This is a genomic window from Amycolatopsis sp. lyj-23 (assembly GCF_046549135.1).
In the GTDB taxonomy this organism is placed as follows: domain Bacteria; phylum Actinomycetota; class Actinomycetes; order Mycobacteriales; family Pseudonocardiaceae; genus Amycolatopsis.
In genome coordinates this window covers 13,565-36,701 of sequence record NZ_JAJPWN010000005.1, presented here as the reverse complement: position 1 = coordinate 36,701, position 23,137 = coordinate 13,565, and the positions used below count along the sequence as shown (strand labels likewise).

The following is a 23,137-nucleotide window of genomic DNA, read 5'->3' as shown; positions in this document are numbered from 1 at the left end:
CCGATGGTGATGGTGGTGGCGGCGGGTGCGACCTACGGAAGGAGGTAGATCACACCGAAGAGGCCGACCCACACGATGTCGACGAAGTGCCAGTAGTAGGACACGACGATCGCCGACGTGGCCTGGGCGGGCGTGAACTTGCTCAGTTTCGTGCGGATGAGCAGGTACACGAAGGCGATGAGCCCGCCGATGACGTGCAGGCCGTGGAACCCGGTGGCGAGGAAGAAGACCGTGCCGAACGGGCCGGACGGGATCGTCATCCCCTCTTCGACCAGGTTGTGGTACTCGTTGGCCTGGCCGGCGACGAAGATCGCGCCCATGATCAACGTGATGATGTACCACCGGCGCAGCCCGTAGACGTCGCCGCGCTCGGCCGCGAACACGCCGAACTGGCAGGTCAGCGAGGACAGCACGAGGATCACCGTGAACGGGATCGCGTACGCCACGTTGAGGTGGAACTCCTCGCCGTGCAGCGGCGGCGGCCACTGGCCGGACGAGTTCTGCGCCTTGACGGTGAAGAACATCGCGAACAGTCCGGCGAAGAACATCAGCTCGCTGGAAAGCCACACGATGGTGCCGACACTGACCATGTTCGGCCGGTTCAGCGAGTGGACCCGCTGACTGATGGTGGGAGCTGCCGTTGTCACGCGTCGCATTATGTCCTCTCGCACCGCCGCTCCGCCGGGTGGGTCCACGGCGAGCCGTCTGCGTAACCGATCACACCGGATGCCCGCGAAGGGGAGAGCTACTCATGGGTTTACTCGACCGCCTGCTTGACCTGGTCAGGAAGCGGGAAACGCCCGGTCCGACGCCCGACGCGCCCGGGTTGAAGATCGTCGTGGAGGCCTTCGACCCGGTCGTCGCGGACTCCGCCGTCCTCGCCGCTTCACCCGGCTGGGTCAGCACGGCACCGGCCGTTCTGCGGCACCACCTGCTGCTGCCACCGGACCGGCTCGCCGAGGCCGCGTCGATCCTCGCCCAGGACGGCTACGACCTGCGGGAACAGAGTCCGGACGGCGAGCTGGTGCGCGTGCTCGCGCGGCGCGTCCAGGTGCTCGACGCCCTGCACTGCGCCCAGGAACGGTCCCGGATGGCCGGTCTCGCGCAACGGCTGGGCGGCGACGCGCTCGGCTGGGACGCGCAACAGCCGGAGCCGACCGCGTGATGTCGGTCTCGGCCGATACGATCGGGGTCGCGAAGCGTGCGGTAGCGATACGGAGGCGTGCCTGATGGGCGAGTCGATGCGGGTCCTGGTGTTCAGCCACAAGGCGGAGGTGCGCGAGGCGATCGTGAACGCGGTCGGCCGGCGGCCCGCCGCCGACCTGGCGCGCGTGGACTACGTCGAGGCGGCCGGCATCGCCGACGTGCTGGCCGAAGTGGACGCGGGGAACGTCGACCTGGCGATCCTCGACGGCGAGGCGCAGCCGACCGGCGGCATCGGCCTGTGCCGTCAGCTGAAGAGTGAAATCACCGACTGTCCCCCGATCGTGGTGGCCGTGCGGCGCAAGGACGACCGGTGGCTGGCCACCTGGTCGCAGGCGGACGCCGTGCTGGTGCACCCGCTGGACCCGCTGACCGCCGCGGAGACCGTCGCCGACGTGCTGCGCGCGCGACGGGTCCCCGTCGTGAACGGCTGAGCCCGGTGACCACCCCGGTCCCCCGCACCTGGCCACCCCTGCTCAAGCAGCTCGTCGCGGGCGTCGACCTCTCCGCGGAGGACACGGCGTGGGCGATGGACCAGATCATGAGCGGCGCGGCGAGCCCGGCCCGGATCGCCGGGTTCGCGGTGGCGCTGCGCGCCAAGGGCGAGACGCCCGAGGAGATCGCCGGCCTGGCGGCCACGATGCTGGCGCACGCCCGGCGGGTCGAGCTGGACCGCCCGGCGGTCGACATCGTCGGCACCGGCGGCGACGGCTCCAACTCGGTGAACATCTCGACGATGGCGACGATCGTCACGGCGGCGGCCGGCGCGCCGGTGGCCAAGCACGGCAACCGCAGCGCGTCGTCGAAGTCCGGCGCGGCGGACGTCCTCGAAGCGCTCGGGGTGACCATCTCGCTGCCGCCGGAGGACGTCCGGCGCAGCCTCGACGAGGTCGGCATCGGGTTCTTCCTGGCCTCGGCGTTCCACCCGGCCCTGCGGCACGCCGGCCCGGTGCGCAGCGAGCTCGGCATCCCGACGACGTTCAACCTGCTCGGCCCGCTGACCAACCCGGCCCAGCCGGGCGCGGCCCTGATCGGCTGCGCGTACCCGGACAAGACGCGGGTGCTGGCGGAGACGTTCGCCCGCCGCGGCACACGTGCCCTGGTGGTCCGCGGCGACGACGGCCTCGACGAGATCACCACGACGACGACGTCGACGGTGTGGGTGGTCTCGGACGGCGCGGTGGCCGAGCGCACCTTCGACCCGGCGTCGCTGGGCATCCCCCGCGCGACGGCGGAGGACCTGCGCGGCGGCGACGCGGCGGCGAACGCCGAGGTGGTCCGCGAGCTGGTGGGCGGCAAGCCGGGCCCGGTCCGCGACGCGGTCCTGATCAACGCGGCGGCGGCACTGGCGGCCTTCACGGGCTTCTCGGAGTCCCTGGAGGACGACCTCCGCGCCGGCCTCACGCGCGCCGCGGAGGCGATCGACTCGGGCGCCGCGGCCGCGCTCCTGGACCGCTGGATCGCCTTCCGCTGACCCGCTCGCCCGCCGGATCTCGCGTGACCGAAGCCGGAACTCGCGTGATCAGCGGCGGAACTCACGTGATCGGGGCCGGAACTCGCGAGTTCCGGCCCCGATCACGTTGGTCCCGTCTCTGGTCACGCGAGTCACGGGTCTGATCACGACCGGGAGGCCGGTTCTTCGCGGGTTTCGGGGGCCGGTGCGACGGCCGGGCGGCGGCGCTGGGGGGCCAGCGCGGCTGCCAGGACCGCGAGCATGCCCAAAGCCTCCGGCCAGCTCGGGCGGTGGCCGTAGAACGCGATGTCGACCACGACCGCGACCACCGGGTACAGGTAGGACAGCAGGGCCACCGTCGTGGTCGGCAGCTTGCCGATGCTCGCGTACATCAGCACGTACATCAGGGCCGTGTGCACCGTGCCCAGCAGCACCAGCCAGAGCAGGCCCGAGGTCGTCGACGGCAGCGGCGTAATCAGCAGCGTGGGCGCCAGCACCAGCGCGCCCACCGTCGTCTGCACCGCCGCCAGCAGGTGCGGGCGGATGTGCTTCAGCTGCTTCGCGACGAAGGACGCTCCGGCGTACAACACCGCCGCGCCGAGGGCCAGCGCGATCCCCGCCAGCTGCACCGGCTTGCCGTCCTCGCCGTGGGCGGACAGCGAGATCAGCGCCACCCCGCCGAACGCGATGCCGGCCCGGGCCAGGTGGCTCTTGGCCACCTTCTCGCCGAGGAAGGCCGCCGCCAGGCCGACCAGGATCAGCGGCTGCGTGTGGTAGACGACCGTGCTGACCGAGATCGACGACAGCGCGTACGAGGCGAACAGCAGCACCCAGTTGCCGACCAGGAACAGCCCGCCCAGCACGGCCAGCCCGAGGTCGCGGCGGGACGGCCGCCAGGCCTGCAGCCAGCCGCGCGAGAGGCACCAGAGGACCAGCAGGGCACCGCCGACGAAGCAGCGGGCGAAGGCCACCGCGGGCGCGGCCGCGCCGCTCTCCAGGACGACCGCGCCGATCGTGCCGGACATCGCCATCGCCGCGGACCACTGCAGCAGCGGGCGGGTTTCGGAGTTCGTCATGCCGACCAGGTTCGTCGCGTCCGGCACCCTCGACCAGTGTCAGAGATGACAGCGACCGCAAAACTTGTGACACACTGACCGGTATGGACGTCAACCGGGTCGCCGTGGTGCTCGCCGACCGCGTTTCGCCGTTCGAGCTGGGCGTCGCTTGCGAGGTGTTCGGCACCGACCGCACCGCCGACGGCATCGAAGGCTGGGACTTCGCCGTCTGCTCCCCCGGCGGGACCGCGGTCGAGAGCTGGTCCGGGTTCAGGCTGTCCGGCCTGGCGGACCTGGACTTCGCGGCGTCGGCGGACCTGCTGATCGTGCCGACGTGCGCGCCCCGGACCGCGCCACCGCCCGCACCGGTGCTGGACGTCCTGCAGGAGGCGGCCGGGCGCGGTGCGTGGGTAGCGGGGTTCTGCGCGGGCGTGTTCACCCTCGGCTACGCGGGCCTGCTCGACGGCCGCCGCTGCACGGTCCACTGGGTGTACGAGGCCGAGTTCCGGCGGCGGTTCCCGGCCGCCGAGGTGGACCCGCAGGCCCTCTACGCCGACGACGGCGGCATCCTGACCAGCGCGGGCACCGTCGCGGCGGTGGACCTGTGCCTGCACCTGGTCCGCCGGCTGCGCGGCGTCGCGGCGGCCACGACGCTGGCCCGGCGGATGGTCGCGGCCCCGCACCGCGCGGGCGGCCAGGCCCAGTTCGTCCAGGCGCCCGTGCCGGCGACGGCGGCGGGCGACGACGTCGTGGTCGCGGAGGCCCTGGAGTGGGTGGAGCGACGGCTGGACCAGCCGTTCACGGTGGCGGAGCTGGCCCGCCGCAGCGGTCTCGGCGAGCGGACCTTCCTGCGCCGCTTCTCCGCGGCCACGGGCACCACCCCGCACCGCTGGCTGACCGAACGACGCCTGGACCGGGCCCAGGCCCTGCTGGAGGAGGGCCGCCTGTCGGTGGAGGACATCGCGACGGCGTGCGGCTACGCCTCGGCGGCCGCGCTGCGCCACCAGTTCAGCCGCCTGCGGGGCACCAGCCCGTCCTCCTACCGGACGGCGTTCCGGGGCTGAAAACGGGACCGGCCGCCACGCGGGTGCGTCACGGCCGGTCCGGAAAAGAGATCGAGCTCAGTCGTGCGACGGGCCCGTGTGGTACTCGAACACCAGGCCGCCGATCGTGATGAGCAGCGCGACCAGGGCGATGACGAGCAGCCAGATGTGGAAGAACGCCAGCGCCACGGCGCCGAGCGCGGCGGTGGCCGCCATGCCGATGGGCCAGTAGCTGCCCGGGCTGAAGAAGCCCAGCTCGCCCGCGCCGTCGCTGATCTCGGCGTCCTCCCGGTCCTCCGGGCGGGGCTCGATGCGGCGGGCGACGAACTGCATGTAGCTGCCGGCCAGGAACGCGAGGCCACCGGTGAGGAACAGCGCGACGATGCCCACCGGCTCGGCCCCGTGGGTCGCGGCCAGCGCGGTCCACAGCCAGTAGACCCCCGCCATGAACACGGCGAAGATCGCCACGATGAAGAAGATGCGGGCTTCGACCTTCATGGGTCTTTTCCTACTCCTGTGTCTCGCCGGACGTCAGTTCGACGCGGTGCGCGCCGTGCGGTCGGTGTTGAACGGCTGGGTGGTCACCGCGTGCGGGGTGCACAGCTCGCCGCAGTTCATCTTCGCCAGCGCTTCGGCCGCGGTGAACGTCTGGCCGGTGGCCGGGTTCACCTGCTTGCGCAGCGCGATGTACTGGTCGAACTTGTCCGCCGACAGCGCGCGGACCTCGAAGTTCATCACCGCGTGGTAGGTACCGCACAGTTCCGCGCACCGGCCGACGAAGGAGCCTTCGCGGTCGATCTTGTTCTGGAAGGAACTGTCCTGGTTGTTCTTCTCCGGGTTCGGGAAGACGTCCCGCTTGAAGTGGAACTCCGGCACCCAGAAGGAGTGGATGACGTCGGTGGAGACCAGGTCGTACTGGATGGTCTTGCCGACCGGGAGCACCAGCAGCGGGATCTCGCCGGACGAGCCGACCGTGCTGACCTGGCCGCTGCCGTCGGGCTTGGCCGCGTTGGCGTCCTCGTACTTGAACTCCCAGTTCCACTGGAAGGCGACGACCTGGACCTTGACGTCCGGGTTCGGGATCTTGTCCAGGACCTTCGACTCCGTCGTCGCGGTGAAGAAGAACAGGACGCAGACCATGATCGTCGGCACGACGACCGTGAACAGCTCGAGCGGGATGTTGTACTGGAACTGCCGGGGCAGCTCCTCCGGCTCGCCGTCGGCCGTCTTCTTCTTGCGGTGGAACGTCGCGGTCCAGAAGATCAGGCCCCACACGATGACCCCGACGACCAGCGCGGCCACCACGGCCCAGGTCCACAGGTTGCGCATCTGGTTCGCCTGCTCGGTGACACCGACGGGCCAGCCGAACCGCAGGATCTCGTCGCCGGAGCAGCCCGTCGCGGTCAGCGCGACCAGCACGGCCAGCGCGGCGACGCGCACGGTCCGCTTCCCCAGGGTGCGCTCGGGTTGTCCCACTGCGCCTCGCCCTTTCACCCAGAGCCTCCTACGACCGATCTTCGTGACAGCCGGGAGCCTAGCCGAGTTCACGGGCTCCGCTGACCAAGGGGTAACCATCGACGCGCGTGGTACTCGCCACGGCGGCCCCGGCATACTGGGGCCTTCCCCCAGCCCGGTGAAGACCCTGAAGGTGTGTGAGTACCCGTGTGCGGCCTGCTTGGACTGATCTGCGCGACCGAGACCGGCGCGGCGAACGCGCGTGACGCCGTCGGCGCGGCCATGCGCTGCCAGCGCCACCGCGGCCCCGACGAGCAGGACACCTGGGCCGACGCCGAAGTCGTCTACGGCTTCAACCGGCTCGCCTTCATCGACGTCGAGCACGCCCACCAGCCGCTGGTCTGGGGCCCGCCGGAGGCGCCGGGCCGGTACACGATGAACTTCAACGGGGAGATCTACAACTACCTGGAGCTGCGGGCCGAGCTCGCCGAGCAGCACGGCGCGAAGTTCGAGACCGAGGGCGACGGCGAGGCCATCGTCGCCGGCTTCCACTACCTCGGCGCCGACTGGGTGAAGCGGCTGCGCGGCATGTTCGCCTTCATGATCTGGGACTCCCAGGAGAAGCGGGTCTTCGGCGCGCGCGACCCGTTCGGGATCAAGCCGCTGTTCTACTCGGCCGGCCCCGGCGGCGTGGCCTTCTCCAGCGAGAAGAAGAGCCTGCTGGAGCTGTCGGACACCCTCGGCGTCGCGCAGGAGCTGGACCGCAAGGCCCTCCAGCACTACCTGGTCCTGCAGTACGTGCCCGAGCCCGAGTCGCTGCACACGGCGATCCGGCGCGTCGAATCCGGCACGTCGTTCGAGGTGGTGCCCGGCGGTGAGGTGAAGTTCACCCGCTACTTCCACCCGCAGTTCAGCGCGAAGCCGGTCAACGGGCCTGGTGAGGCCGAGGAGCTGTACCAGCGGATCGCCGATGTGATGCGCGACTCGGTCGGCAAGCACATGATTTCCGACCCCGACGTCACGGTCGGCGCGTTCCTTTCCGGCGGCATCGACTCCACGGCCACCGCCACGCTGGCCAAGGAGCACAACCCGAACCTGATCGCGTTCACCACCGGGTTCGAGCGCGAGGGCTACTCCGAGGTCGACGTCGCCGCCGAGTCGGCCGCCGCGATCGGCGTGAAGCACGTGGTCCGCACGGTGTCGGCCGACGAGATGATGGCGGTGCTGCCGCTCATCGTCTGGTACCTCGACGACCCGGTGGCCGACCCGGCGCTGGTCCCGCTGTGGTTCATCGCCCGCGAGGCCCGCAAGCACGTCAAGGCGGTGCTGTCGGGCGAAGGCGCGGACGAGCTGTTCGGCGGCTACACGATCTACAACGAACCGATCTCGCTGGCGCCGTTCGAGAAGATCCCGGGCGGCATGCGGAAGCTCATCGGCAAGGTGTCGACGAAGATACCGGAGGGCACCCGCGGCAAGGACCTCCTGCGCCGCGGCGCGCTGCCGCTGGAGGACCGCTACTACGGCAACGCCCGCAACTTCCGCGACGACCAGCTGCGGAACGTCCTTCGCACGTACCAGGAGGGCGTCGGCTTCAAGGACGTCACGGCGCCTTGGTACGACGTCTCGCGCGGCTGGGACCCGGTGGCCCGCATGCAGCACGTGGACCTCTACACGTGGCTGCGCGGCGACATCCTGGTCAAGGCGGACAAGGTGACGATGGCGAACTCGCTGGAGCTGCGGGTGCCGTTCCTCGACGCCGAGGTGTTCAAGGTCGCGGCGTCGATCCCGCTGGACCAGAAGCTCGCCCACGGCACGACGAAGTACGCGCTGCGCCAGGCCCTGGCCAAGATCATCCCGGCGCACGTGCTGAACCGCCGCAAGCTGGGCTTCCCGGTCCCGATCCGGCTGTGGCTGCGCAACGAGATGTACGACTGGGCGCGCGGGATCATCAGCGACTCGAAGACCGAGGAGCTGCTGGACAAGAAGGCGATCCTGGCGCTGCTGGAGGAGCACAAGGCGGGCCAGCTGGACCGCAGCCGCCAGCTGTGGGCGCTGATCGTGTTCATGCTGTGGCACGGGATCTTCGTCGAGCACCGGATCAAGCCGGAGATCCCGGAGCCGGTGTACCCGGTCAAGCTCTGAGGCCCGTGTGACGAAGGCCCCGCACCGGCTCGGTGCGGGGCCTTCGTCGCGTCCGGGCTGCTTCAGGCGGCCGGAGCGGCCGGCCGGCGCGGGCGGGTGGTGCACTCCGCGCAGCGCGCGAGCCGGTTCACCAGTTCCGCGCCCCCGGAGCGGCGCACCGGACCACCTGAGCCGCGCCGGGCGCCTTCGCAGGTCTCAGCGCCCCTGCACCTCCGGGAAAGGCCCCGCACCGGCTCGGTGCGGGGCCTTCGTCGCGTCCGGGCTCAGGCGGCGGGCAGCACCGCCGAGATCTCCTCCGCCGCGTCCGGGCCGAAGGCCTCGCCGATGCGGGCCAGGGCCTCCGTGCGGTCGAACGTCCACTCCTGCGTGCCGACCGTCTCCAGCACCAGCACCGCGATCAGCGAGCCGAGCTGGGCCGCGCGCTCCACGCCGAGGCCGCCGTCGAGGCCGGCCAGGAAGCCCGCGCGGAAGCCGTCGCCGACGCCCGTCGGGTCCGCCTTCAGGCGTTCCGGGACCGCGCCGATCTGCAGGGCGATGCCGTCCTTGCCGACGATCTCGACGCCCTTCTCGCCCAGCGTCGTGATCCGGAGGCCGACCTGGTCGAGGACGTCGGCCTCGGTCCAGCCGGTCTTCTGGAGCAGCAGCTCCCACTCGTAGTCGTTGCTGAACAGGTACTTCGCGCCGGCGACGAACGCGCGCGCCTGCTCGCCGGTCATCCGGGCCAGCTGCTGCGAGGGGTCGACGGCGAACTCGTACCCGCGCTGACGGCATTCCGCGGCGTGGCGGATCATGCCCTCGGGGTCGTCCGGGCTGATCAGCACCAGGCTCAGCCCGCCGGCGCGCTCGGCGATCGGCTGCAGCTCGATGTTGCGGGACTCGGCCATCGCGCCGGCGTAGAACGTCGCGATCTGGCAGAGGTCCTCGTCCGTGGTGCAGACGAACCGCGCGGTGTGCGCGACCTCCGACACGTGCACGCCCGAGGTGTCCACGCCGTGCCGCTCCAGCCAGGAGCGGTAGTCGGCGAAGTCGGCGCCGACCGCGCCCACGAGGACCGGCTGGACGCCGAGCACCCCGAGGCCGAAGGCGATGTTCGCGCCGATGCCGCCCCGCCGGACCACCAGGTCGTCGGCGAGGAAGCTCAGCGAGACCCGGTGCAGCTGTTCGGCGACGAGCTGCTCGGCGAACCTGCCCGGGAAGTGCATGAGGTGGTCGGTCGCGATACTGCCGGACACCGCGATCCTGGCCTTTTCTGCCACCGGCTGCTCCTTCGTGTTCGACCTCACGGCAAAAGGCGCGAAGTTACCCCCGGGTCGTGACCCATCCGGGTAGTTCGCGCGTGCCCAGCCGACACTACCGGCTGGTACTCCTTCTCCAGTCGAGAGCGGATCAATAGCGTTACGAATCGTGAACGCCGTCACCGAACCCGAGACCCTGTCCGAGCTGATCGCCGACTGCGCGCTCATCCCGGCGACGCTCCAGGCCGAAAGCCTCCGGCTCGCGCCCGTCACGGCCCAGCCGTGGCAGGTCGACGAGGCGTGCCACGCCCAGGTGGCCGAGCTCGACGCGTACGTGTAGGTCCGCAGCGACGAAGAAGGCCCCGCCTCCCTGCCCGGGAGACGGGGCCTTCTTCACGCGTCACTCAGTGGAACGAATCGCCGCAGGCGCAGGAGCCGGTGGCGTTCGGGTTGTCGATCGTGAAGCCCTGCTTCTCGATCGTGTCCACGAAGTCGATGACGGCTTCCGACACGTACGGCGCGCTCATCCGGTCCACGGCGACCTTCAGGCCGTCGAAGTCGCGGAACAGGTCGCCGTCGAGCGTGCGCTCGTCGAAGAACAGCTGGTAACGCAGGCCGGCGCAGCCACCGGGCTGGACGGCGATGCGCAGGTGCATGTCGTCGCGGCCCTCCTGCTCGAGCAGGGCCTTCGCCTTGGAAGCCGCGGCGTCGGTCAGCGTGACGCCGTGGGTTTCCTCGGCGGTCTCGGCCTGCGTCGCGCCGGCGTGCTCAGCGGTCGTCATGGCACTCCTCATAAAGTCGAACTCGCTGCGGATACTCCTCGTGCTGACTGGTTCAACACGCGGGGCGTCCGATCTGTTCCCCCACCATCGTCGCACATGGATCGACCTGGTGAACGGCGGCGTGACGCCTGCAATACCCTGGTGAGGTGAGGTTCCTGCGCCGAAGCACCACAGACACCGCCGCCGAAGAGCCGGAGACGGCCGAAGCCGTCGAGGTCGCCGGCAAGTCGTACACCCCCGGCAAGGGCAAGGCGACGCCGAAGCGCCGCGACGCCGAGGCGAAGCGGCGCGGCCCGGTGGCGCCGCCGCCGACCACCATGCGCGAGGCGATGAAGCGCAACAAAGAGCTGCGCAAGGCGAACCCCCAGACCAAGGAGGAGCGCCGCGCGGCGACCAAGGCCAAGCGCGACGCGATGATGCGCGGCGACGACAACGCGCTGCTGCCGCGCGACCGCGGGCCGGTCAAGCGGTACGTCCGCGACCTGGTCGACAGCCGGCGCAACCTGCTGGGCCTGTTCATGCCGCTGGCGATCGTGGTGTTCCTGGCGCTGCTGGTGCCGCTGCCCCAGGTGCAGTCGTACATCACGCTGCTGTGCACGGCGATGCTGCTGGTGATGGCGATCGAGGGCGTCGTGAACGGCCGCAAGATCGCGAAGCTGGTGCGGGAGAAGTTCCCGAAGGAAGCGGTGAACGGCCGCTCGATCGGCTGGTACGCGTTCGTCCGGGCGTCCCAGATCCGCCGGCTGCGGATGCCGAAGCCGCGGCTGAAGCCGGGGGACCCGATCCCGGACTGAGCGGGTTTGGAGAAGCCGGGTCGAGCGCCGCTCGACCCGGCTTCTTGCTGTCCGAGACCCGGTGACCGAGACCGGGGTCACGCCGGGTCGTTAGCAACGCAAACGATTACCGCCTAAGCTCGTCACATGGAGTTTCGTCGTCTCGGCCGCAGCGGCCTCAACGTCAGTGAGATCTCGTACGGGAACTGGCTCACCCACGGTTCCCAGGTCGAGGAGGACCAGGCGCACGCCTGCATCCACGCCGCCCTCGACGCCGGCATCACCACCTTCGACACCGCCGACGTCTACGCCAACACCGCCGCCGAGTCGGTGCTCGGGCGCGGCCTCGAGGGGCAGCGGCGGGAAAGCCTCGAGATCTTCACCAAGGTCTTCTGGCCCACCGGTCCCAAGGGGCCCAACGACAAGGGCCTGTCCCGCAAGCACATCATGGAGTCGGCGCACGCCAGCCTGAAGCGGCTCGGCACCGACTACGTCGACCTCTACCAGGCGCACCGCTTCGACCGGCACACCCCGCTCGAAGAGACCATGCTCGCCTTCGCCGACCTCGTCCGCCAGGGCAAGGTGCTCTACGTCGGCGTCTCCGAGTGGACCGCCGAGCAGATCTCCCGCGGTGCCGCCCTCGCCCGCGAGCTGCACGTCCCGCTCGTGTCGAACCAGCCGCAGTACAACATGCTCTGGCGCGTCATCGAAGAGCAGGTCATCCCCGCTTCCGAGCGCGAAGGCCTGAGCCAGATCGTCTGGTCGCCGATCGCGCAGGGCGTGCTCACCGGCAAGTACAAGCCCGGCCAGGCCTACCCCGCCGGCTCGCGCGCCACCGACGAGAAGGGCGGCGCCGACATGGTCGCCCGCTTCCTCGACGAAGACGTCCTCAAGCGCGTCGCGCAGCTCGAACCGCTCGCCAAGGACGCCGGCCTGAGCCTCGCGCAGCTGGCCGTCGCCTGGGTGCTGCAGAACCCGAACGTCGCCTCGGCGATCATCGGGGCTTCGCGGCCGGAGCAGGTGCACGAAAACGTCAAGGCCGCCGGCAAGAAGCTCGACGCCGACCTGCTGACCGCCATCGACGACGTCCTCGGCGACGTCGTCGAGCGCGACGCGAGCCTGACCAAGAGCCCCTAGCCGATCCGGCCCTGGAACGGCACCCCGAGGTCGAACGCGTCCTCGGGGGCCATCCGGGGCTCCAGGCCGAACCCGCGCAGCAGGCGGCCGGCGCCCGCCAGGCGGTCGCCGCCGCGCCCGGGCACGCGCGCCGGGGTGAGACCGCGCGCGAGCAGCAGGCTTTCGACGTCGTCGATCAGCCGGTACGGGTCGTACTCACCCACGGACCCAGGTCTTCCCGGTGATCCGCTCGTAGACCTCGGTGTAGCGCTGCCGCGTCTGCTCGACGACGTCGGCGGGGATCTCCGGCCCGGGCGGGGTCTGGTCCCAGCCCGTCGACCGCGACCAGTCGCGCACGAACTGCTTGTCGAACGCGTGCTGCGGACGGCCCGGCTCCCACTCGTCGACCGGCCAGAACCGGGACGAGTCCGACGTCAGGACCTCGTCGCCGAGGGTCAGCGTGCCGTCGGCGTCGAAGCCGAACTCCAGCTTCGTGTCCGCGATGATGACGCCCTGGGCGGCCGCGTGTTCGGCGCCCTTCGTGTAGATCTCCAGCGTCAGCTCGCGAAGCCGCTTCGCGGTGTCCTCGCCGATCTCGTTCAGGACCTCCTCGAAGGTCATGAACTCGTCGTGGCCGGTGTCGGACTCCTTGGTCGTCGGCGTGAAGATCGGCTCCGGCAGCTTGTCGCCTTCGACCAGCCCCGGCGGCAGCGCGACGCCGGAAATCTCGCCGTCGCGCCGGTACTCCCGCAGGCCCAGACCGGCGAGGTAGCCGCGGGCGATGCACTCGACCTTGACCATCTTCAGCGGCTTGCAGCGCATCGCGCGCCCGGCGAACTCGGCCGGCACGTCGGTGGTGGACACGACGTGGTTGGGCACGACGTCGGTCATCCGGTCGAACCACCACGCGGAGAGCTGGTTGAGCAGCTTGCCCTTGTCCGGGATCGGCGTCGGCAGCGAGACGTCGTAGACCGAGACGCGGTCGGACGCGACCAGCAGGATGTCCCCGCCGTCGAGTTCGTACAGGTCACGGACCTTGCCCGCGTGGATGTGCTTCATTCGCCGTCCTCAGTCGTGTACTCGTAGAAAACCCAGTGGTCGGGCAAGGCGGCGGACTCACCGTACTCGACGACCGTGCCGTCGGCCGCCAGGAAGGTGCTCCGGCCGAGCAGCACCGGCGACCCCGCGGGCAGCCCCAGCTCGGCCGCCTCCTCCTCGCCCGCGCGGCCCGCCGCGTGCCGTTCCTGCGTCGTCGCGACCTTCGTGCCGAGCCGGGCGGCCGCGTGGGCCGCGGTGCCCTCGACGATCCGCTCCGCCACCAGCAGCGCCGGCGCCTTCGCCGACAGCGTGCCGTCGAACCACGACGTCGACGTCGACAGCGGCCGCGAGTCGGGACCGTACGTGGTGCGGCGGCGCTTGATCACCGGAGCGCCCTCGTCCAGGCCGAGTGCGGCCGCGGGACGTTCCGGCGCGGGCTCGAGGGCCGCCGAGCGGATCACGGCGTAGTGGCCCGGCGGATAGATCCGGCCCGTCTTCGCCGAGGCGGCACTGCGGTCGCGGGCCGTGCGGTGCAGGCCGCCGCGGTCGACGACCGTGCCGACGCCGCGCACCGGCCGCACGAGGCCCTGCGAGCGCAGCGTGGCCAGCACCTTGGTGGCCGTCGCCATGGCGACGGCCCAGGTGCGCGCGATCTCGCGGGCGGACGGCACCGCATCGCCCTCCTGCAGCCGGCCGGACAGGATGTCGTCACGGATCCGGCCCGCGATCTGCAGGTACGGCGGCTCAGGGCGATCCAGGGTGGGCAAGGCGGCTCCTCACAGGGACAACACGCACAAGTGTTCTAGCACGCCGGGGGGTGTCCCACAAAGGCCTGTTCAGAACCACCCAGGTGTACTAGTACACGCACTGGACTGTGCGCTAGTGCGCAAGTTACCCTCGAAAGTGTGTCCCCGACCACACCGCACGCCGGCTCCAGCGGCCAGGGCCTCGAGGAACTCCTCGAGGAACTCCGGCGCCGCAAGTGGGTGCTGCACCTGTTCGGCGGCCGCGAGGCGCCGGAGATGTACGCGGCCGTGCACCGCTGGCCGACCTGCGCGGACGTCATCATCCTCCGCGACGAGCACCGGGCCAGCGCCTACCGGGTGCCGACCTTCCCGGGCACGGACGTGTTCAGCCCGCGGGTGGTCACCTGGCAGTACCACGCCACCCCGGTCTGGACGCTGCGGGCGGTGCTCACCCTGGCGGAACCCGGCACCCCGGGCGCGCCGCTGCAGGCACTCCGGCCACAGCCGGACTGCCGGGTCCCGCCGGAACTGCGGCAGGACGTCACCATCCGGCCGACCGGAACGCCCCGGGAGGGGGATGACGGCGGCGGCCCGCCCGCCTGCGCCTAGCGGGCCAGCAACCGCTCCGCGACGACGAGGTCGTGGGGGTAGGTGATCTTGAGGTTCTCGGGCGCACCGGGGACCCAGCGGATCGGCAGGGAGGAGAACCGCTCCATGCACGAGGAAGTGTCCGTCCCGACGAAGCCTTCTCGCTCGGCCTTCTCGTAGGCCTCGAGCAGCGGTCCGGCCCGGAAGCCCTGAGGCGTCTGGACGCGGATCGCGCCGGGCACCTGGGCGACCAGGTGCCCGGCATCCACCTCGACGACGTCGTCCGCGGCCAGGCCCGGCACCGCCCCCCCGTCCTCGCGTGTCCGGGTCAGCACCGCACCGACCAGCTCGGGGTGGACCAGCGGCCGGGCCGCGTCGTGCAGCAGCACGGCGTCGACCCGGCCGCCGGTGATGCGCGGGGCGAGGTGGCGCAGGGCGTTGAGTTCGGACGCCTGGCGGGTGTCGCCGCCGTGCACGATCTCGACGTCGCCGCCGGCCACCTCCTCGGCCAGGTCCCGGTCCTGCGGCCGGATGACGAGCACGAGCACGCCGATGCCGGGGACCCGGCGGAAGGCGTCGAGCGACCAGGCCGCGATCCGCCGTCCGGCGAGCGGCAGGTAGACCTTGTTCAGCTTCGCGCCCACGCGCGTCCCCGCGCCACTGGCCAGCACCACCGCGGCCGCCGTCGTCTCCACGAGCCGCGAGATTACTGGGAGCGGGCGGGAGCGGCCGGACACGCCCGGCTCGGGAACTGGACGCCGGCCTCACGCAGGAGCGGCGGCTGCCGTCGTCTCCACGAGCCGCGGGACCACCGGCCACCGGTTCCCGGTAAGTTGGCCGCAGCGTTGCCCGTGGAACAGGAAGGGCCTGGTGTGGAGCCGGACGACATCGAGTTCCCCGAGATCACCCCGCCCGACGACCACGCCCGGTCCGACGCGATCGCCCTGCACGACAAGCTGGTCAAGCCCGCCGGCTCGCTCGGGCGGCTCGAGGAGCTCGGCGTGTGGATCGCGGCCTGCCAGGGCCAGTCGCCGCCGCGGCCGTTCACGCGCCCGCGGGTGATCGTGTTCGCCGGCGACCACGGCATCGCCGCCAAGGGCGTTTCCGCCTACCCCGCCGAGGTCACCGGGCAGCTGCTCGGCACGATGCTCACCGGCGGGGCCGCGATCAACGTCCTGGCCGCCGCCGCGGGCGCGAGCGTCCGCGTGGTCGACCTGGCCGTGGACACCGAAGCACCGGCCACGCGCGCGATCGGCGAGTTCAAGGTGCGCCGCGGCTCCGGGTCCATCGACGTCGAGGACGCCTTGACCGCCGATGAGGTGCGGAAGGCCGTCCGGGCCGGGATCGCCATCGCCGACGCCGAGGTCGACGGCGGGGCCGACCTGCTCATCCCCGGCGACCTCGGGATCGGCAACAGCACGCCGGCGTCGGTGCTGGTGGCGGCGCTGACCGGCAGCGAGCCGGTGGCCGTCGTCGGCCGCGGTTCCGGCATCGACGACGACGCCTGGATGCGCAAGGCCGTCGCCGTGCGCGACGCCCTGCGCCGGGCCCGCGCGGTGCTGGCCGACCCGGTCGGCCTGCTGCGCACCACCGCGGGCGCGGACATCGCCGCGATGGCCGGCTTCCTCGCCCAGGCCGCGGTCCGCCGGACGCCGGTGGTGCTGGACGGCCTGGTCGCCTGCGCCGCCGCGCTCGTCGCCGAGGACCTCGCCCCGGGCGCGCGCCGCTGGTGGGTCGCGGGCCAGCGGACGGCCGAACCGGCGCACGCACTGGCGCTGGAGCACCTGGACCTGGGCCCGCTGCTGGAGCTGGACGTCCGGCTCGGCGAAGGCACCGGCGCGGTGACCGCGCTACCGCTGCTGATGATGGCCGCCCGCGTCCTCGCCGAGACGGCCACCCACGAGCAGGCCGGCGTCTCCGGCCCGCTGATCCCCGCGCCCGCTTCCTGAGCAGGCGAAAGCAAAGCGGCCCCCGGTGCACACCGGGGGCCGCTCGCGTCCTGCCGCTCAGCCGAGCGCGACCATCCAGTGGTCCGAGTCGGGGCGGGTGCCCTCCTGGATCCCCGTCAGCTCTTCGCGCAGCTTCATCGTCAGCTCGCCCGGCTGCCCGTCGGCGATGGTGAACTCGCCGCCCGCGTGCTTGACGTGCCCGACCGGGGTGATCACCGCGGCGGTGCCGCAGGCGAACGTCTCGGTCAGCTCGCCGGACGCCGAGGCCTTCTCCCACTCGTCGGTGGAGATGCGGCGTTCCTCGATCTTGTACCCGAGCCGCGAAGCCAGCTGCAGCAGCGACTTGCGGGTGACGCCGGGCAGCAGCGACCCGGTCAGCTCCGGGGTCACCACCCGGGCGTTCTCGCCCGAGCCGAAGACGAAGAACAGGTTCATCCCGCCCATCTCCTCGACCCAGCGCCGCTCGACCGCGTCGAGCCACACCACCTGGTCGCAGCCCTTCTCGACGGCCTGCGCCTGCGCCACGAACGACGCCGCGTAGTTGCCGGCGCACTTGGCCGCGCCGGTGCCGCCCGGGGCCGCCCGGACGTACTCGGTCGACAGCCAGACGCTCACCGGCTTCACGCCGCCCGAGAAGTACGAGCCGGCCGGCGACGCGATGACCGTGTACACGTAGTCGGCGGCCGGGCTGTTGACGCCGAGGCCGGTGGACGTCGAGATCATGAACGGCCGCAGGTAGAGCGAATCCCCCGGCCGGGTGGGCACCCACCGGCTGTCGACCGCGATGAGCTCGCGCAGCGACTCGACGAAGAGCTCCTCGGGCAGCTGCGGCATGGCGAGCCGCTCGGCCGAATCGCGGAACCGGGCCGCGTTGGCGTCCGGCCGGAACGACGCGATCGACCCGTCCGGCTGGCGGTAGGCCTTCAGGCCCTCGAAGATGGCCTGGCCGTAGTGCAGCACCGAGGTCGCCGGGTCGAGGGTGAACGGCGCGTAGGGGCCGACCTGGGCGTCGTGCCAGCCCTCGGTCTTCGACCACTTGACGGTGACCATGTGGTCGGTGAAGTACGTCCCGAACCCGGGAGCGGCGAGTACCTCCGCGACACGGTCCGCGCTCGCAGGACTCGGGTGCGGGACATGGGCGAACTGTGTCGTGGTCGTCATGGCTAGACGATACCGCTTGCTCGGACGCGCGTTAGTCGGATGTCCATCTGTTCGCGAGTTCGCCGCGCCCGAGGGCGGGGCGTTCTAGGATGCCGTCGTGACCTACCACTCCACGGAGCCGGCCCGCCGGCCCAAGAGCACCGGCGCCGACGTCAAGACCTTCGTCACCGCGGTGTTGCTGACCTTCGGCGTCGGCCTGCTCGGCATGGTCGGCTGGGCCGTGCTGGACAGCGGGTTCGGCGGCTTCCTCGGCCTGGTCGCCGGCGTCTTCGGCGTCGTGTGGTGGCGGAAGATCCACGGCAAGGCGTTCCCGAAGGTGCTGCCGACCAAGTCGGTCGTCATCCTCGCGGTCGTCAACGCCGTGCTGGCGCTGGTCCTTCTCCTGACCGCGGGCTGAGTTCCGCCGGCAGCGCCGGCGCGGGCCAGCCGGGATCCGGGCGGAAATCGGTGTCCGTGCCGTCGAACGGATACGTGCCGCGCTCGGCCAGCGCCCCGATCCGCTCGCCCTCCGCGCGCAGCCGGTCGAACTGCTCGAGCGTCAGGCGGCCGACTTCCAGGGCGGCCTCGGCCTCGTCCTCGTCGTCCCAGCGCCAGCGGCCGTCGCGCTCGACGACGACGTCGAGCACGCCGTCGATCCGGTCGACCGCGCCCGGCGTGCGGCCCAGCGGGATCTCCAGGTTTACGTACCAGTTCTTGAACCGGCCTTCGAGGTCGAAGAACCACCAGACCGACGACCACTCGTCCTCGGGGATCCGGCGCAGCGTCGACGCGCCGTGCCAGGAGTCGGCGACCGGCACCCGCGGGATGCGGAACCGCTGGTCCAGCGGAGCGTCCCGCATCAGGCGCCCGTCGGCGAGCCGGCTGCCGACGATCGGCGTGCCCGCCGGGATCCAGCCGCGCAGGACGCGGCCGTCGTCTTCGAGGACGCGCAGCGGGTGGACCTGGCCGATCGAGCCGTCGGGGCGGTGGAACCGCTCGGCGACGGTCTCCCCCGGCCGCCAGCGTCGATCACTCACGCGACCCACTGTACCTGCGCGCGCGTACGCGCAGTAGCAGCTCGATCACGGTCGCCAGCCCCGCGGTCACGAGCACAGGCAGCACCGGCAGCAGGAACGCGGCCGCCGCGGTGACGGCGACCCCGGCGAGCCCCGGCAGCCCGGCCCGGGCGCGGACTTCGGTCCCCGCGGCGAACGCCGGTACCGCGGTCGCGACCACCGCGAAGGCGGTGAGCAGCGGCTGCAGCGCGTCCGCGTCGGCGGCGGAGAGCAGGTCGCGCAGCGAGGTGGGCGACAGCCCGAGCCGCACCGCGCCGAGCTGGTAGAGCGCGGCGAACGCGGCCAGGGTGGCCACCGCACCGAGCAGCAGCACGCGCAGCCCGGCGCGGCCGCGGCCCAGCGGCCGCAGGAACGGCAGCACCAGCACGGCGGCGACCAGCACGCCCGCGAAGTCCGGCGGCCGCAGCCCGTCCGACGTCCCCACCGGCAGCACCGCCACGCACACGGCGACCAGCGCGGCCCCCGCGGCGAGCAGCAAGCCGCACGCGGCCCGTACGACGATCGTCGGGATCTTCGGGCCGGCGAAGCCCGCTCCGGCGACGACCACGGCGAAGGCCGCGGCGGCCGGTCCGCGGTGCGCCGGGAAGACGTAGGCGCCGAACGCGATCGCGTAGACGGCCACTTCGGACAGCCGCGCGACGGCGACGGCGACCCGGTCGACCAGGGCGTCCCCGGGTTCCGGCAGGCCGGCCGTCACCCCCGCGGCGATCGCCGCCAGCACCAGCCCGGCCAGGAGCCACCAGCCCGCGCCCGCCGCGCCGGCCGCCAGCGCGACCAGCAGCCCACCGCCCAGCCGCACGCGGCCCTCCCTCGCCCTCTGTTCACCCGTGGTCAGGTCGTCATTAGCATGGCTCACGATCCCGGCCGGGCCGGTGCCCGGTACCACCGAGAACGCGCGAGGAGCCAGAAGTGACCGTGCCCAAGCTCGCCCTGTCCGACAACACCGGGGAGGCACTGGCCAAGACGCGCGCCGACGTGGTCGTCGTCGGCACCCTGCAGGGCGAGGACGGTCCGCTGCTCGCGCCCGGCGCCGCCGCCGTGGACGCCGCCTTCGACGGCAGGCTCGCCGGCCTGCTGGCCACCCTCGGCGCCAGCGGCAAGGCCGAAGAGGTCGTCAAGGTCCCGACGCTGGGCAAGCTCCCGGCCGGTGTCGTGCTGGCCGTCGGCCTGGGCAAGGCGGGCGACGGCGTCACCCCCGAACAGGTCCGCCGGGCCGCCGGTGCGGCCGGCCGGGCGCTGGCCGGCACCGACCGCGCGCTCGTCACGCTGTCCGAACTGGACCTGCAGGCCGCCGTCGAGGGCACGGTCCTCGGCTCCTACGTCTTCACCGCCTACCGCTCCGAGAAGGGCGACGCCCCGCTGGCGAAGGCCGACTTCGCGAGCCCGGCCGGCGGCACCGCCCGCGAGCACAAGGCGACGCTCAAGGCGGCAGGCACCATCGCCGAGGCCGTCATCGTCGCCCGCGACCTGATCAACACCCCGCCGAACGACCTCTACCCGGCCTCCTTCGCCGACCGCGCGAAGAAGCTGGCCGAGGACAACGGCCTCGAGTTCGAGGTCCTCGACGAAAAGGCGCTCAAGCGCAAGGGGTTCGGCGGCATCCTCGGCGTCGGCGGCGGCTCGTCGCGGCCGCCGCGCCTGCTGCGCGTCGGCTACAAGCCGGCCAAGCCGGGCAAGAAGGTCGCGCTGGTCGGCAAGGGCATCACGTTCGACTCCGGCGGCATCTCGCTCAAGCCCGCCGCGAACATGGACCACATGACCTCGGACATGTCCGGCGCGGCCGGCGTGCTCGCGGCCGTGGTGCTGGCGGCGAAGCTGAAGTACCCGCTGGAGGTCGTCGCGCACATCCCGCTGGCGGAGAACCTGCCGTCGGGGACGTCCTACCGGCCCGGTGACGTGCTGACGATGTACGGCGGCAAGACCGTCGAGGTCCTCAACACCGACGCCGAGGGCCGCCTGGTCCTGGTCGACGCCATGGTGCGCGCGGCCGAGGAGAACCCGGACTACCTGATCGAGACCTCGACGCTGACCGGCGCCCAGGTCGTCGCGCTCGGCAACCGCACGGCCGGCGTGATGGGGTCGGAGGACTTCCGCGACCGCGTCGCGGCGATCATGCGGGCCACCGGCGAAAACGGCTGGGCGATGCCGCTGCCGGAGGAACTGCGCGCCGACCTCGACTCGCGCCTGGCCGACCTGGCCAACGTGACCGGCCACCGCTGGGGCGGCATGCTCGCCGCCGGGATCTTCCTGCGCGAGTTCGTCGCCGACGGCCTCGACTGGGTGCACATCGACATCGCGGGCCCGTCGTTCAACGCGGGTTCGCCGTGGGGCTACACCGGCAAGGGCGGCACCGGTGTCCCGGTCCGCTCGATCGCCGCGGTGCTGGCGGACATCGCCGCCAACGGCTGAGTGGACGCGGGCGAGTACCTCGAAGCGGCGGTCAGGGACGTCCTGACCGCCGCTTCGTCCACTGTGGACGACCGGGTCGGCCACGCCGCGCTGCTGCTCGCCACCGCCGGCGCCCTCGGCGAAGCCGATCGGCTGGTCACGCAGTGGCTGGCGCGGACGGAACGCCCGGTGACCGCGCTGGCCGACGGCCCGGTGCGGGCCCGCGCCTGGGCGATGCTCTTCGAAGCCCGGGGCACGCGCCCGGACTGGGCCGAGGGCTTGCCGCCGCTCGACCTCGACGCCGAAGAGCGCGCGCACACGACGGCGCTGCGCCGGCCGGTCTCCGACCTCGAAGGCGTCCTGCCGCCGGGCCCGCTCGCCGAGGTGGTCAAGCACGTCGCCCCGACGCGGCCGGACCGGGTCCGGGCCGCGCTCGCCGACGGCGATCTCGAGCTCTGGGCGCGTTCGGCCGGGCCGCACCCCGACGTCGCCACCTTGGCGGCCACCCGGGCACTGGCGCCCGCCCTGGTGGCGGGCGCCGATCCGCTCGGCCTGCGCGACTGGGCCCCGAGCTGCGCGGGCGCCTTGATCGCGGCCCTGCACGAGCGGTACCCGCCCGAGCTGGGTACCTGGCCGCAGCTGATCGCCGAGATCCGGCGCCTGCGCGGCGGGGCGACGGCGCCACACCCGGCGTCGGAAGCGGCGATCCGCTCGGCGGAACTGCGCCTGGGCACCGAACTGCCGCCCGACCACCGCGAGTTCCTGCTGACCTGCGACGGCCTGCCCGCGGACGTCGTGTTCCCGCGCCTGCTCGGCACGGCGGACCTGCGCGCCGAGGACGGCGTCGTGGTCCTTTCGGACCCGGCGGTACTGCTGCTTTCGGCGGGGCACGTGGTCGAAGTCGACCCCGTCCTGGGCACCACCGTCCACGCGTCTTTCCGGGCGGCGTTGGTCCGGCACGCCGCGCTGCTCGCCCAAGCCACGTAGGTTGGGCCCGGTGACCACCCTCACCGTGGAGAAGATCACCCCGGACAACGTCGCCGCCGCGTGCCAGCTGGCCGTCCAGCCGCACCAGAAGAAGTTCGTCGCCCCCGTGGCGGTCTCGCTCGCCGAGGCCTACACGCAGCCGGACATCGCCTGGCCGCGGGTGGTCGCCGCCGACGGCGAACCGGTCGCCTTCGTGATGGCCCGCTTCGACCCGGCGGCCTCGCTCGACTTCTTCCGGTGCGGGATCTGGCGGCTCAACGTCGGCGCCTGCGTGCAGGGCCGCGGCTACGGCCGGTTCGCCGTCGAAGCCGTCCTCGACGAGGCCCGGCGGCGAGGCGAAAAGATCGCGACGGTGCTGTGGCTCCCGGGCGACGACGGCCCGGAACGGTTCTACCTCAAGCTGGGCTTCCGGCCCACCGGCCAGAGCCACCACGGCGAGGTGGTCGGCCGGCTCGCGCTCGAGTGCTAGACCTGCCCGCGCTTCTTCCGCTCGGTGTACTCGCGCATCCGCTTCGGGTAACCGACGCGCGCGACCTCGTACACCGGGATCGACCGGCGGTGCCCGAACTGCTGTGCGGCCTCCAGGCTGCCGATGCGGCGGCGCGTCCACTCGCCGTCGTGGGCGATCAACACCACAGTGGTCTCCGTGACGTTGGTCTTCGGCTCCACAAAGGCCTCGACACCCCTTCGGGTGGCGGCCCACTCGTCGAGGTGGCGGGTGTCCTCGCTGCTGGCTTTCCGCAGCGTACCGGCCCGTTTCCCACCCTTGGCCCGCCTGCGCAGCGAGTCGAAGAGCCCCACCTCGACCACCTCTCCCTCCGAGACCTACACCACTCATTATCCCGATGTCCGCGTGTGGTCGGCGTCGCACACCCGGCTAGCTCGCAGCCCCGTCCGGCGTAGTGACAAGATGGCGGTGTCGCGCGCGCGGTTATACCGGGCGCGGGCGCGACGACCGAGCATCACCC

Annotated in this window: 28 protein-coding genes; 14 read left to right on the top strand and 14 right to left on the bottom strand. The window is 72.0% G+C overall.

What is annotated here, in order from left to right:
* Nucleotides 1–32: 32 nt before the first annotated feature.
* Nucleotides 33–656 carry a heme-copper oxidase subunit III gene (locus tag ACLJPY_RS12800; protein ID WP_410588384.1) on the bottom strand — a complete coding sequence of 208 codons (624 nt, stop codon included), beginning with the start codon at nucleotides 654–656 and terminating at the stop codon, nucleotides 33–35.
* A 95-nt stretch (nucleotides 657–751) separates the two neighbouring features.
* Between ACLJPY_RS12800 and ACLJPY_RS12795 the strand changes: the two genes are divergently transcribed.
* The 3 genes from ACLJPY_RS12795 to trpD all read left to right on the top strand — a co-directional run bounded on the left by ACLJPY_RS12795 (nucleotide 752) and on the right by trpD (nucleotide 2,677).
* Nucleotides 752–1,165, top strand: a complete 414-nt coding sequence (locus ACLJPY_RS12795; RefSeq protein ID WP_410588382.1) for a hypothetical protein — start codon at nucleotides 752–754, stop codon at nucleotides 1,163–1,165.
* Nucleotides 1,166–1,229: 64 nt separating this feature from the next.
* The gene (locus ACLJPY_RS12790) at nucleotides 1,230–1,637 is read left to right on the top strand and encodes a hypothetical protein (protein WP_410588381.1); all 408 of its coding nucleotides are present in this window, start codon (nucleotides 1,230–1,232) and stop codon (nucleotides 1,635–1,637) included.
* A 5-nt stretch (nucleotides 1,638–1,642) separates the two neighbouring features.
* Nucleotides 1,643–2,677, top strand: coding sequence for an anthranilate phosphoribosyltransferase (gene trpD / locus ACLJPY_RS12785; protein ID WP_410588380.1), 1,035 nt, complete (start codon nucleotides 1,643–1,645; stop codon nucleotides 2,675–2,677).
* 143 nt (nucleotides 2,678–2,820) lie between these two features.
* Here the strand turns inward: trpD and ACLJPY_RS12780 are convergent, their stop codons facing one another.
* The gene (locus ACLJPY_RS12780) at nucleotides 2,821–3,732 is read right to left on the bottom strand and encodes a DMT family transporter (RefSeq protein WP_410588378.1); all 912 of its coding nucleotides are present in this window, start codon (nucleotides 3,730–3,732) and stop codon (nucleotides 2,821–2,823) included.
* A gap of 83 nt (nucleotides 3,733–3,815) precedes the next feature.
* Between ACLJPY_RS12780 and ACLJPY_RS12775 the strand changes: the two genes are divergently transcribed.
* Nucleotides 3,816–4,775, top strand: a complete 960-nt coding sequence (locus tag ACLJPY_RS12775; protein WP_410588377.1) for a GlxA family transcriptional regulator — start codon at nucleotides 3,816–3,818, stop codon at nucleotides 4,773–4,775.
* A gap of 57 nt (nucleotides 4,776–4,832) precedes the next feature.
* Here the strand turns inward: ACLJPY_RS12775 and ACLJPY_RS12770 are convergent, their stop codons facing one another.
* On the bottom strand, nucleotides 4,833–5,252 hold the full coding sequence (locus ACLJPY_RS12770; RefSeq protein WP_410588375.1) for a cytochrome c oxidase subunit 4: 420 nt from the start codon (nucleotides 5,250–5,252) through the stop codon (nucleotides 4,833–4,835).
* A 33-nt stretch (nucleotides 5,253–5,285) separates the two neighbouring features.
* Nucleotides 5,286–6,230 (bottom strand): cytochrome c oxidase subunit II, encoded by a 945-nt coding sequence (locus tag ACLJPY_RS12765; protein ID WP_410588374.1) that lies wholly within the window; start codon nucleotides 6,228–6,230, stop codon nucleotides 5,286–5,288.
* 186 nt (nucleotides 6,231–6,416) lie between these two features.
* Here ACLJPY_RS12765 and asnB point away from each other — a divergent pair, with 186 nt between their 5' ends.
* Nucleotides 6,417–8,351 (top strand): asparagine synthase (glutamine-hydrolyzing), encoded by a 1,935-nt coding sequence (asnB, locus tag ACLJPY_RS12760; protein ID WP_410588373.1) that lies wholly within the window; start codon nucleotides 6,417–6,419, stop codon nucleotides 8,349–8,351.
* A gap of 263 nt (nucleotides 8,352–8,614) precedes the next feature.
* Here the strand turns inward: asnB and ACLJPY_RS12755 are convergent, their stop codons facing one another.
* The gene (locus ACLJPY_RS12755) at nucleotides 8,615–9,607 is read right to left on the bottom strand and encodes a carbohydrate kinase family protein (RefSeq protein ID WP_410588372.1); all 993 of its coding nucleotides are present in this window, start codon (nucleotides 9,605–9,607) and stop codon (nucleotides 8,615–8,617) included.
* A 148-nt stretch (nucleotides 9,608–9,755) separates the two neighbouring features.
* On the opposite strand from ACLJPY_RS12755, the gene ACLJPY_RS12750 reads away from it, so the two are divergent.
* Nucleotides 9,756–9,926, top strand: coding sequence for a hypothetical protein (locus ACLJPY_RS12750; RefSeq protein WP_410588371.1), 171 nt, complete (start codon nucleotides 9,756–9,758; stop codon nucleotides 9,924–9,926).
* A 64-nt stretch (nucleotides 9,927–9,990) separates the two neighbouring features.
* Here ACLJPY_RS12750 and ACLJPY_RS12745 read toward each other — a convergent pair whose 3' ends face one another.
* Nucleotides 9,991–10,368, bottom strand: coding sequence for a HesB/IscA family protein (locus ACLJPY_RS12745; RefSeq protein ID WP_004562664.1), 378 nt, complete (start codon nucleotides 10,366–10,368; stop codon nucleotides 9,991–9,993).
* Between the two features lie 146 nt (nucleotides 10,369–10,514).
* Here ACLJPY_RS12745 and ACLJPY_RS12740 point away from each other — a divergent pair, with 146 nt between their 5' ends.
* Both ACLJPY_RS12740 and ACLJPY_RS12735 read left to right on the top strand, forming a co-directional pair.
* On the top strand, nucleotides 10,515–11,162 hold the full coding sequence (locus tag ACLJPY_RS12740) for a DUF3043 domain-containing protein (protein ID WP_410588370.1): 648 nt from the start codon (nucleotides 10,515–10,517) through the stop codon (nucleotides 11,160–11,162).
* A gap of 126 nt (nucleotides 11,163–11,288) precedes the next feature.
* Nucleotides 11,289–12,278, top strand: coding sequence for an aldo/keto reductase family protein (locus tag ACLJPY_RS12735; RefSeq protein WP_410588369.1), 990 nt, complete (start codon nucleotides 11,289–11,291; stop codon nucleotides 12,276–12,278).
* Here ACLJPY_RS12735 and ACLJPY_RS12730 read toward each other — a convergent pair.
* Genes ACLJPY_RS12730 through ACLJPY_RS12720 form a run of 3 tightly spaced genes read right to left on the bottom strand, consistent with a single transcriptional unit; the run spans nucleotide 12,275 to nucleotide 14,062 of the window.
* Complete coding sequence (locus ACLJPY_RS12730) at nucleotides 12,275–12,481, bottom strand: hypothetical protein (RefSeq protein ID WP_410588368.1); 207 nt, start codon at nucleotides 12,479–12,481, stop codon at nucleotides 12,275–12,277. The two genes, ACLJPY_RS12735 and ACLJPY_RS12730, sit on opposite strands and share 4 nt — an antisense overlap.
* A complete protein-coding gene (locus ACLJPY_RS12725; protein ID WP_410588366.1) occupies nucleotides 12,474–13,316 on the bottom strand; it encodes a phosphoribosylaminoimidazolesuccinocarboxamide synthase in 843 nt (280 codons plus the stop codon). The genes ACLJPY_RS12730 and ACLJPY_RS12725 overlap by 8 nt, the downstream gene beginning before the upstream one ends.
* Nucleotides 13,313–14,062, bottom strand: coding sequence for a GntR family transcriptional regulator (locus ACLJPY_RS12720; protein WP_410588364.1), 750 nt, complete (start codon nucleotides 14,060–14,062; stop codon nucleotides 13,313–13,315). Before ACLJPY_RS12720 ends, ACLJPY_RS12725 begins: the two co-directional genes overlap by 4 nt.
* Before the next feature lie 138 nt (nucleotides 14,063–14,200).
* On the opposite strand from ACLJPY_RS12720, the gene ACLJPY_RS12715 reads away from it, so the two are divergent.
* The gene (locus ACLJPY_RS12715; protein WP_410588362.1) at nucleotides 14,201–14,650 is read left to right on the top strand and encodes a hypothetical protein; all 450 of its coding nucleotides are present in this window, start codon (nucleotides 14,201–14,203) and stop codon (nucleotides 14,648–14,650) included.
* Here the strand turns inward: ACLJPY_RS12715 and ACLJPY_RS12710 are convergent.
* A complete protein-coding gene (locus tag ACLJPY_RS12710) occupies nucleotides 14,647–15,324 on the bottom strand; it encodes a 2-C-methyl-D-erythritol 4-phosphate cytidylyltransferase (RefSeq protein WP_410588361.1) in 678 nt (225 codons plus the stop codon). The genes ACLJPY_RS12715 and ACLJPY_RS12710 overlap by 4 nt on opposite strands.
* A 177-nt stretch (nucleotides 15,325–15,501) precedes the next feature.
* On the opposite strand from ACLJPY_RS12710, the gene cobT reads away from it, so the two are divergent.
* The gene (gene cobT / locus ACLJPY_RS12705) at nucleotides 15,502–16,578 is read left to right on the top strand and encodes a nicotinate-nucleotide--dimethylbenzimidazole phosphoribosyltransferase (RefSeq protein ID WP_410588360.1); all 1,077 of its coding nucleotides are present in this window, start codon (nucleotides 15,502–15,504) and stop codon (nucleotides 16,576–16,578) included.
* A gap of 57 nt (nucleotides 16,579–16,635) precedes the next feature.
* On the opposite strand, the gene ACLJPY_RS12700 is transcribed toward cobT, so the two are convergent.
* Nucleotides 16,636–17,739: a branched-chain amino acid aminotransferase gene (locus ACLJPY_RS12700; protein ID WP_410588358.1), complete on the bottom strand. Its 1,104-nt coding sequence runs from the start codon at nucleotides 17,737–17,739 to the stop codon at nucleotides 16,636–16,638.
* A gap of 97 nt (nucleotides 17,740–17,836) precedes the next feature.
* Between ACLJPY_RS12700 and ACLJPY_RS12695 the strand changes: the two genes are divergently transcribed.
* A complete protein-coding gene (locus tag ACLJPY_RS12695) occupies nucleotides 17,837–18,136 on the top strand; it encodes a hypothetical protein (protein WP_410588356.1) in 300 nt (99 codons plus the stop codon).
* Here ACLJPY_RS12695 and ACLJPY_RS12690 read toward each other — a convergent pair.
* Entirely contained in the window at nucleotides 18,093–18,755 is a 663-nt protein-coding gene (locus ACLJPY_RS12690; protein WP_410588355.1) for a DUF402 domain-containing protein, read from the bottom strand. The genes ACLJPY_RS12695 and ACLJPY_RS12690 overlap by 44 nt on opposite strands.
* The gene (locus tag ACLJPY_RS12685; protein ID WP_410588354.1) at nucleotides 18,748–19,593 is read right to left on the bottom strand and encodes a hypothetical protein; all 846 of its coding nucleotides are present in this window, start codon (nucleotides 19,591–19,593) and stop codon (nucleotides 18,748–18,750) included. The genes ACLJPY_RS12690 and ACLJPY_RS12685 overlap by 8 nt, the downstream gene beginning before the upstream one ends.
* A gap of 110 nt (nucleotides 19,594–19,703) precedes the next feature.
* On the opposite strand from ACLJPY_RS12685, the gene ACLJPY_RS12680 reads away from it, so the two are divergent.
* Genes ACLJPY_RS12680 through ACLJPY_RS12670 form a run of 3 tightly spaced genes read left to right on the top strand, consistent with a single transcriptional unit; the run spans nucleotide 19,704 to nucleotide 22,638 of the window.
* Entirely contained in the window at nucleotides 19,704–21,203 is a 1,500-nt protein-coding gene (locus ACLJPY_RS12680) for a leucyl aminopeptidase (RefSeq protein WP_410588353.1), read from the top strand.
* On the top strand, nucleotides 21,204–22,169 hold the full coding sequence (locus ACLJPY_RS12675) for an SMI1/KNR4 family protein (protein WP_410588351.1): 966 nt from the start codon (nucleotides 21,204–21,206) through the stop codon (nucleotides 22,167–22,169).
* A gap of 10 nt (nucleotides 22,170–22,179) precedes the next feature.
* The gene (locus ACLJPY_RS12670) at nucleotides 22,180–22,638 is read left to right on the top strand and encodes a GNAT family N-acetyltransferase (protein WP_410588350.1); all 459 of its coding nucleotides are present in this window, start codon (nucleotides 22,180–22,182) and stop codon (nucleotides 22,636–22,638) included.
* Here the strand turns inward: ACLJPY_RS12670 and ACLJPY_RS12665 are convergent.
* Nucleotides 22,635–22,979 carry an oxidoreductase gene (locus ACLJPY_RS12665; RefSeq protein WP_410588348.1) on the bottom strand — a complete coding sequence of 115 codons (345 nt, stop codon included), beginning with the start codon at nucleotides 22,977–22,979 and terminating at the stop codon, nucleotides 22,635–22,637. The genes ACLJPY_RS12670 and ACLJPY_RS12665 overlap by 4 nt on opposite strands.
* Nucleotides 22,980–23,137: the final 158 nt, after the last annotated feature.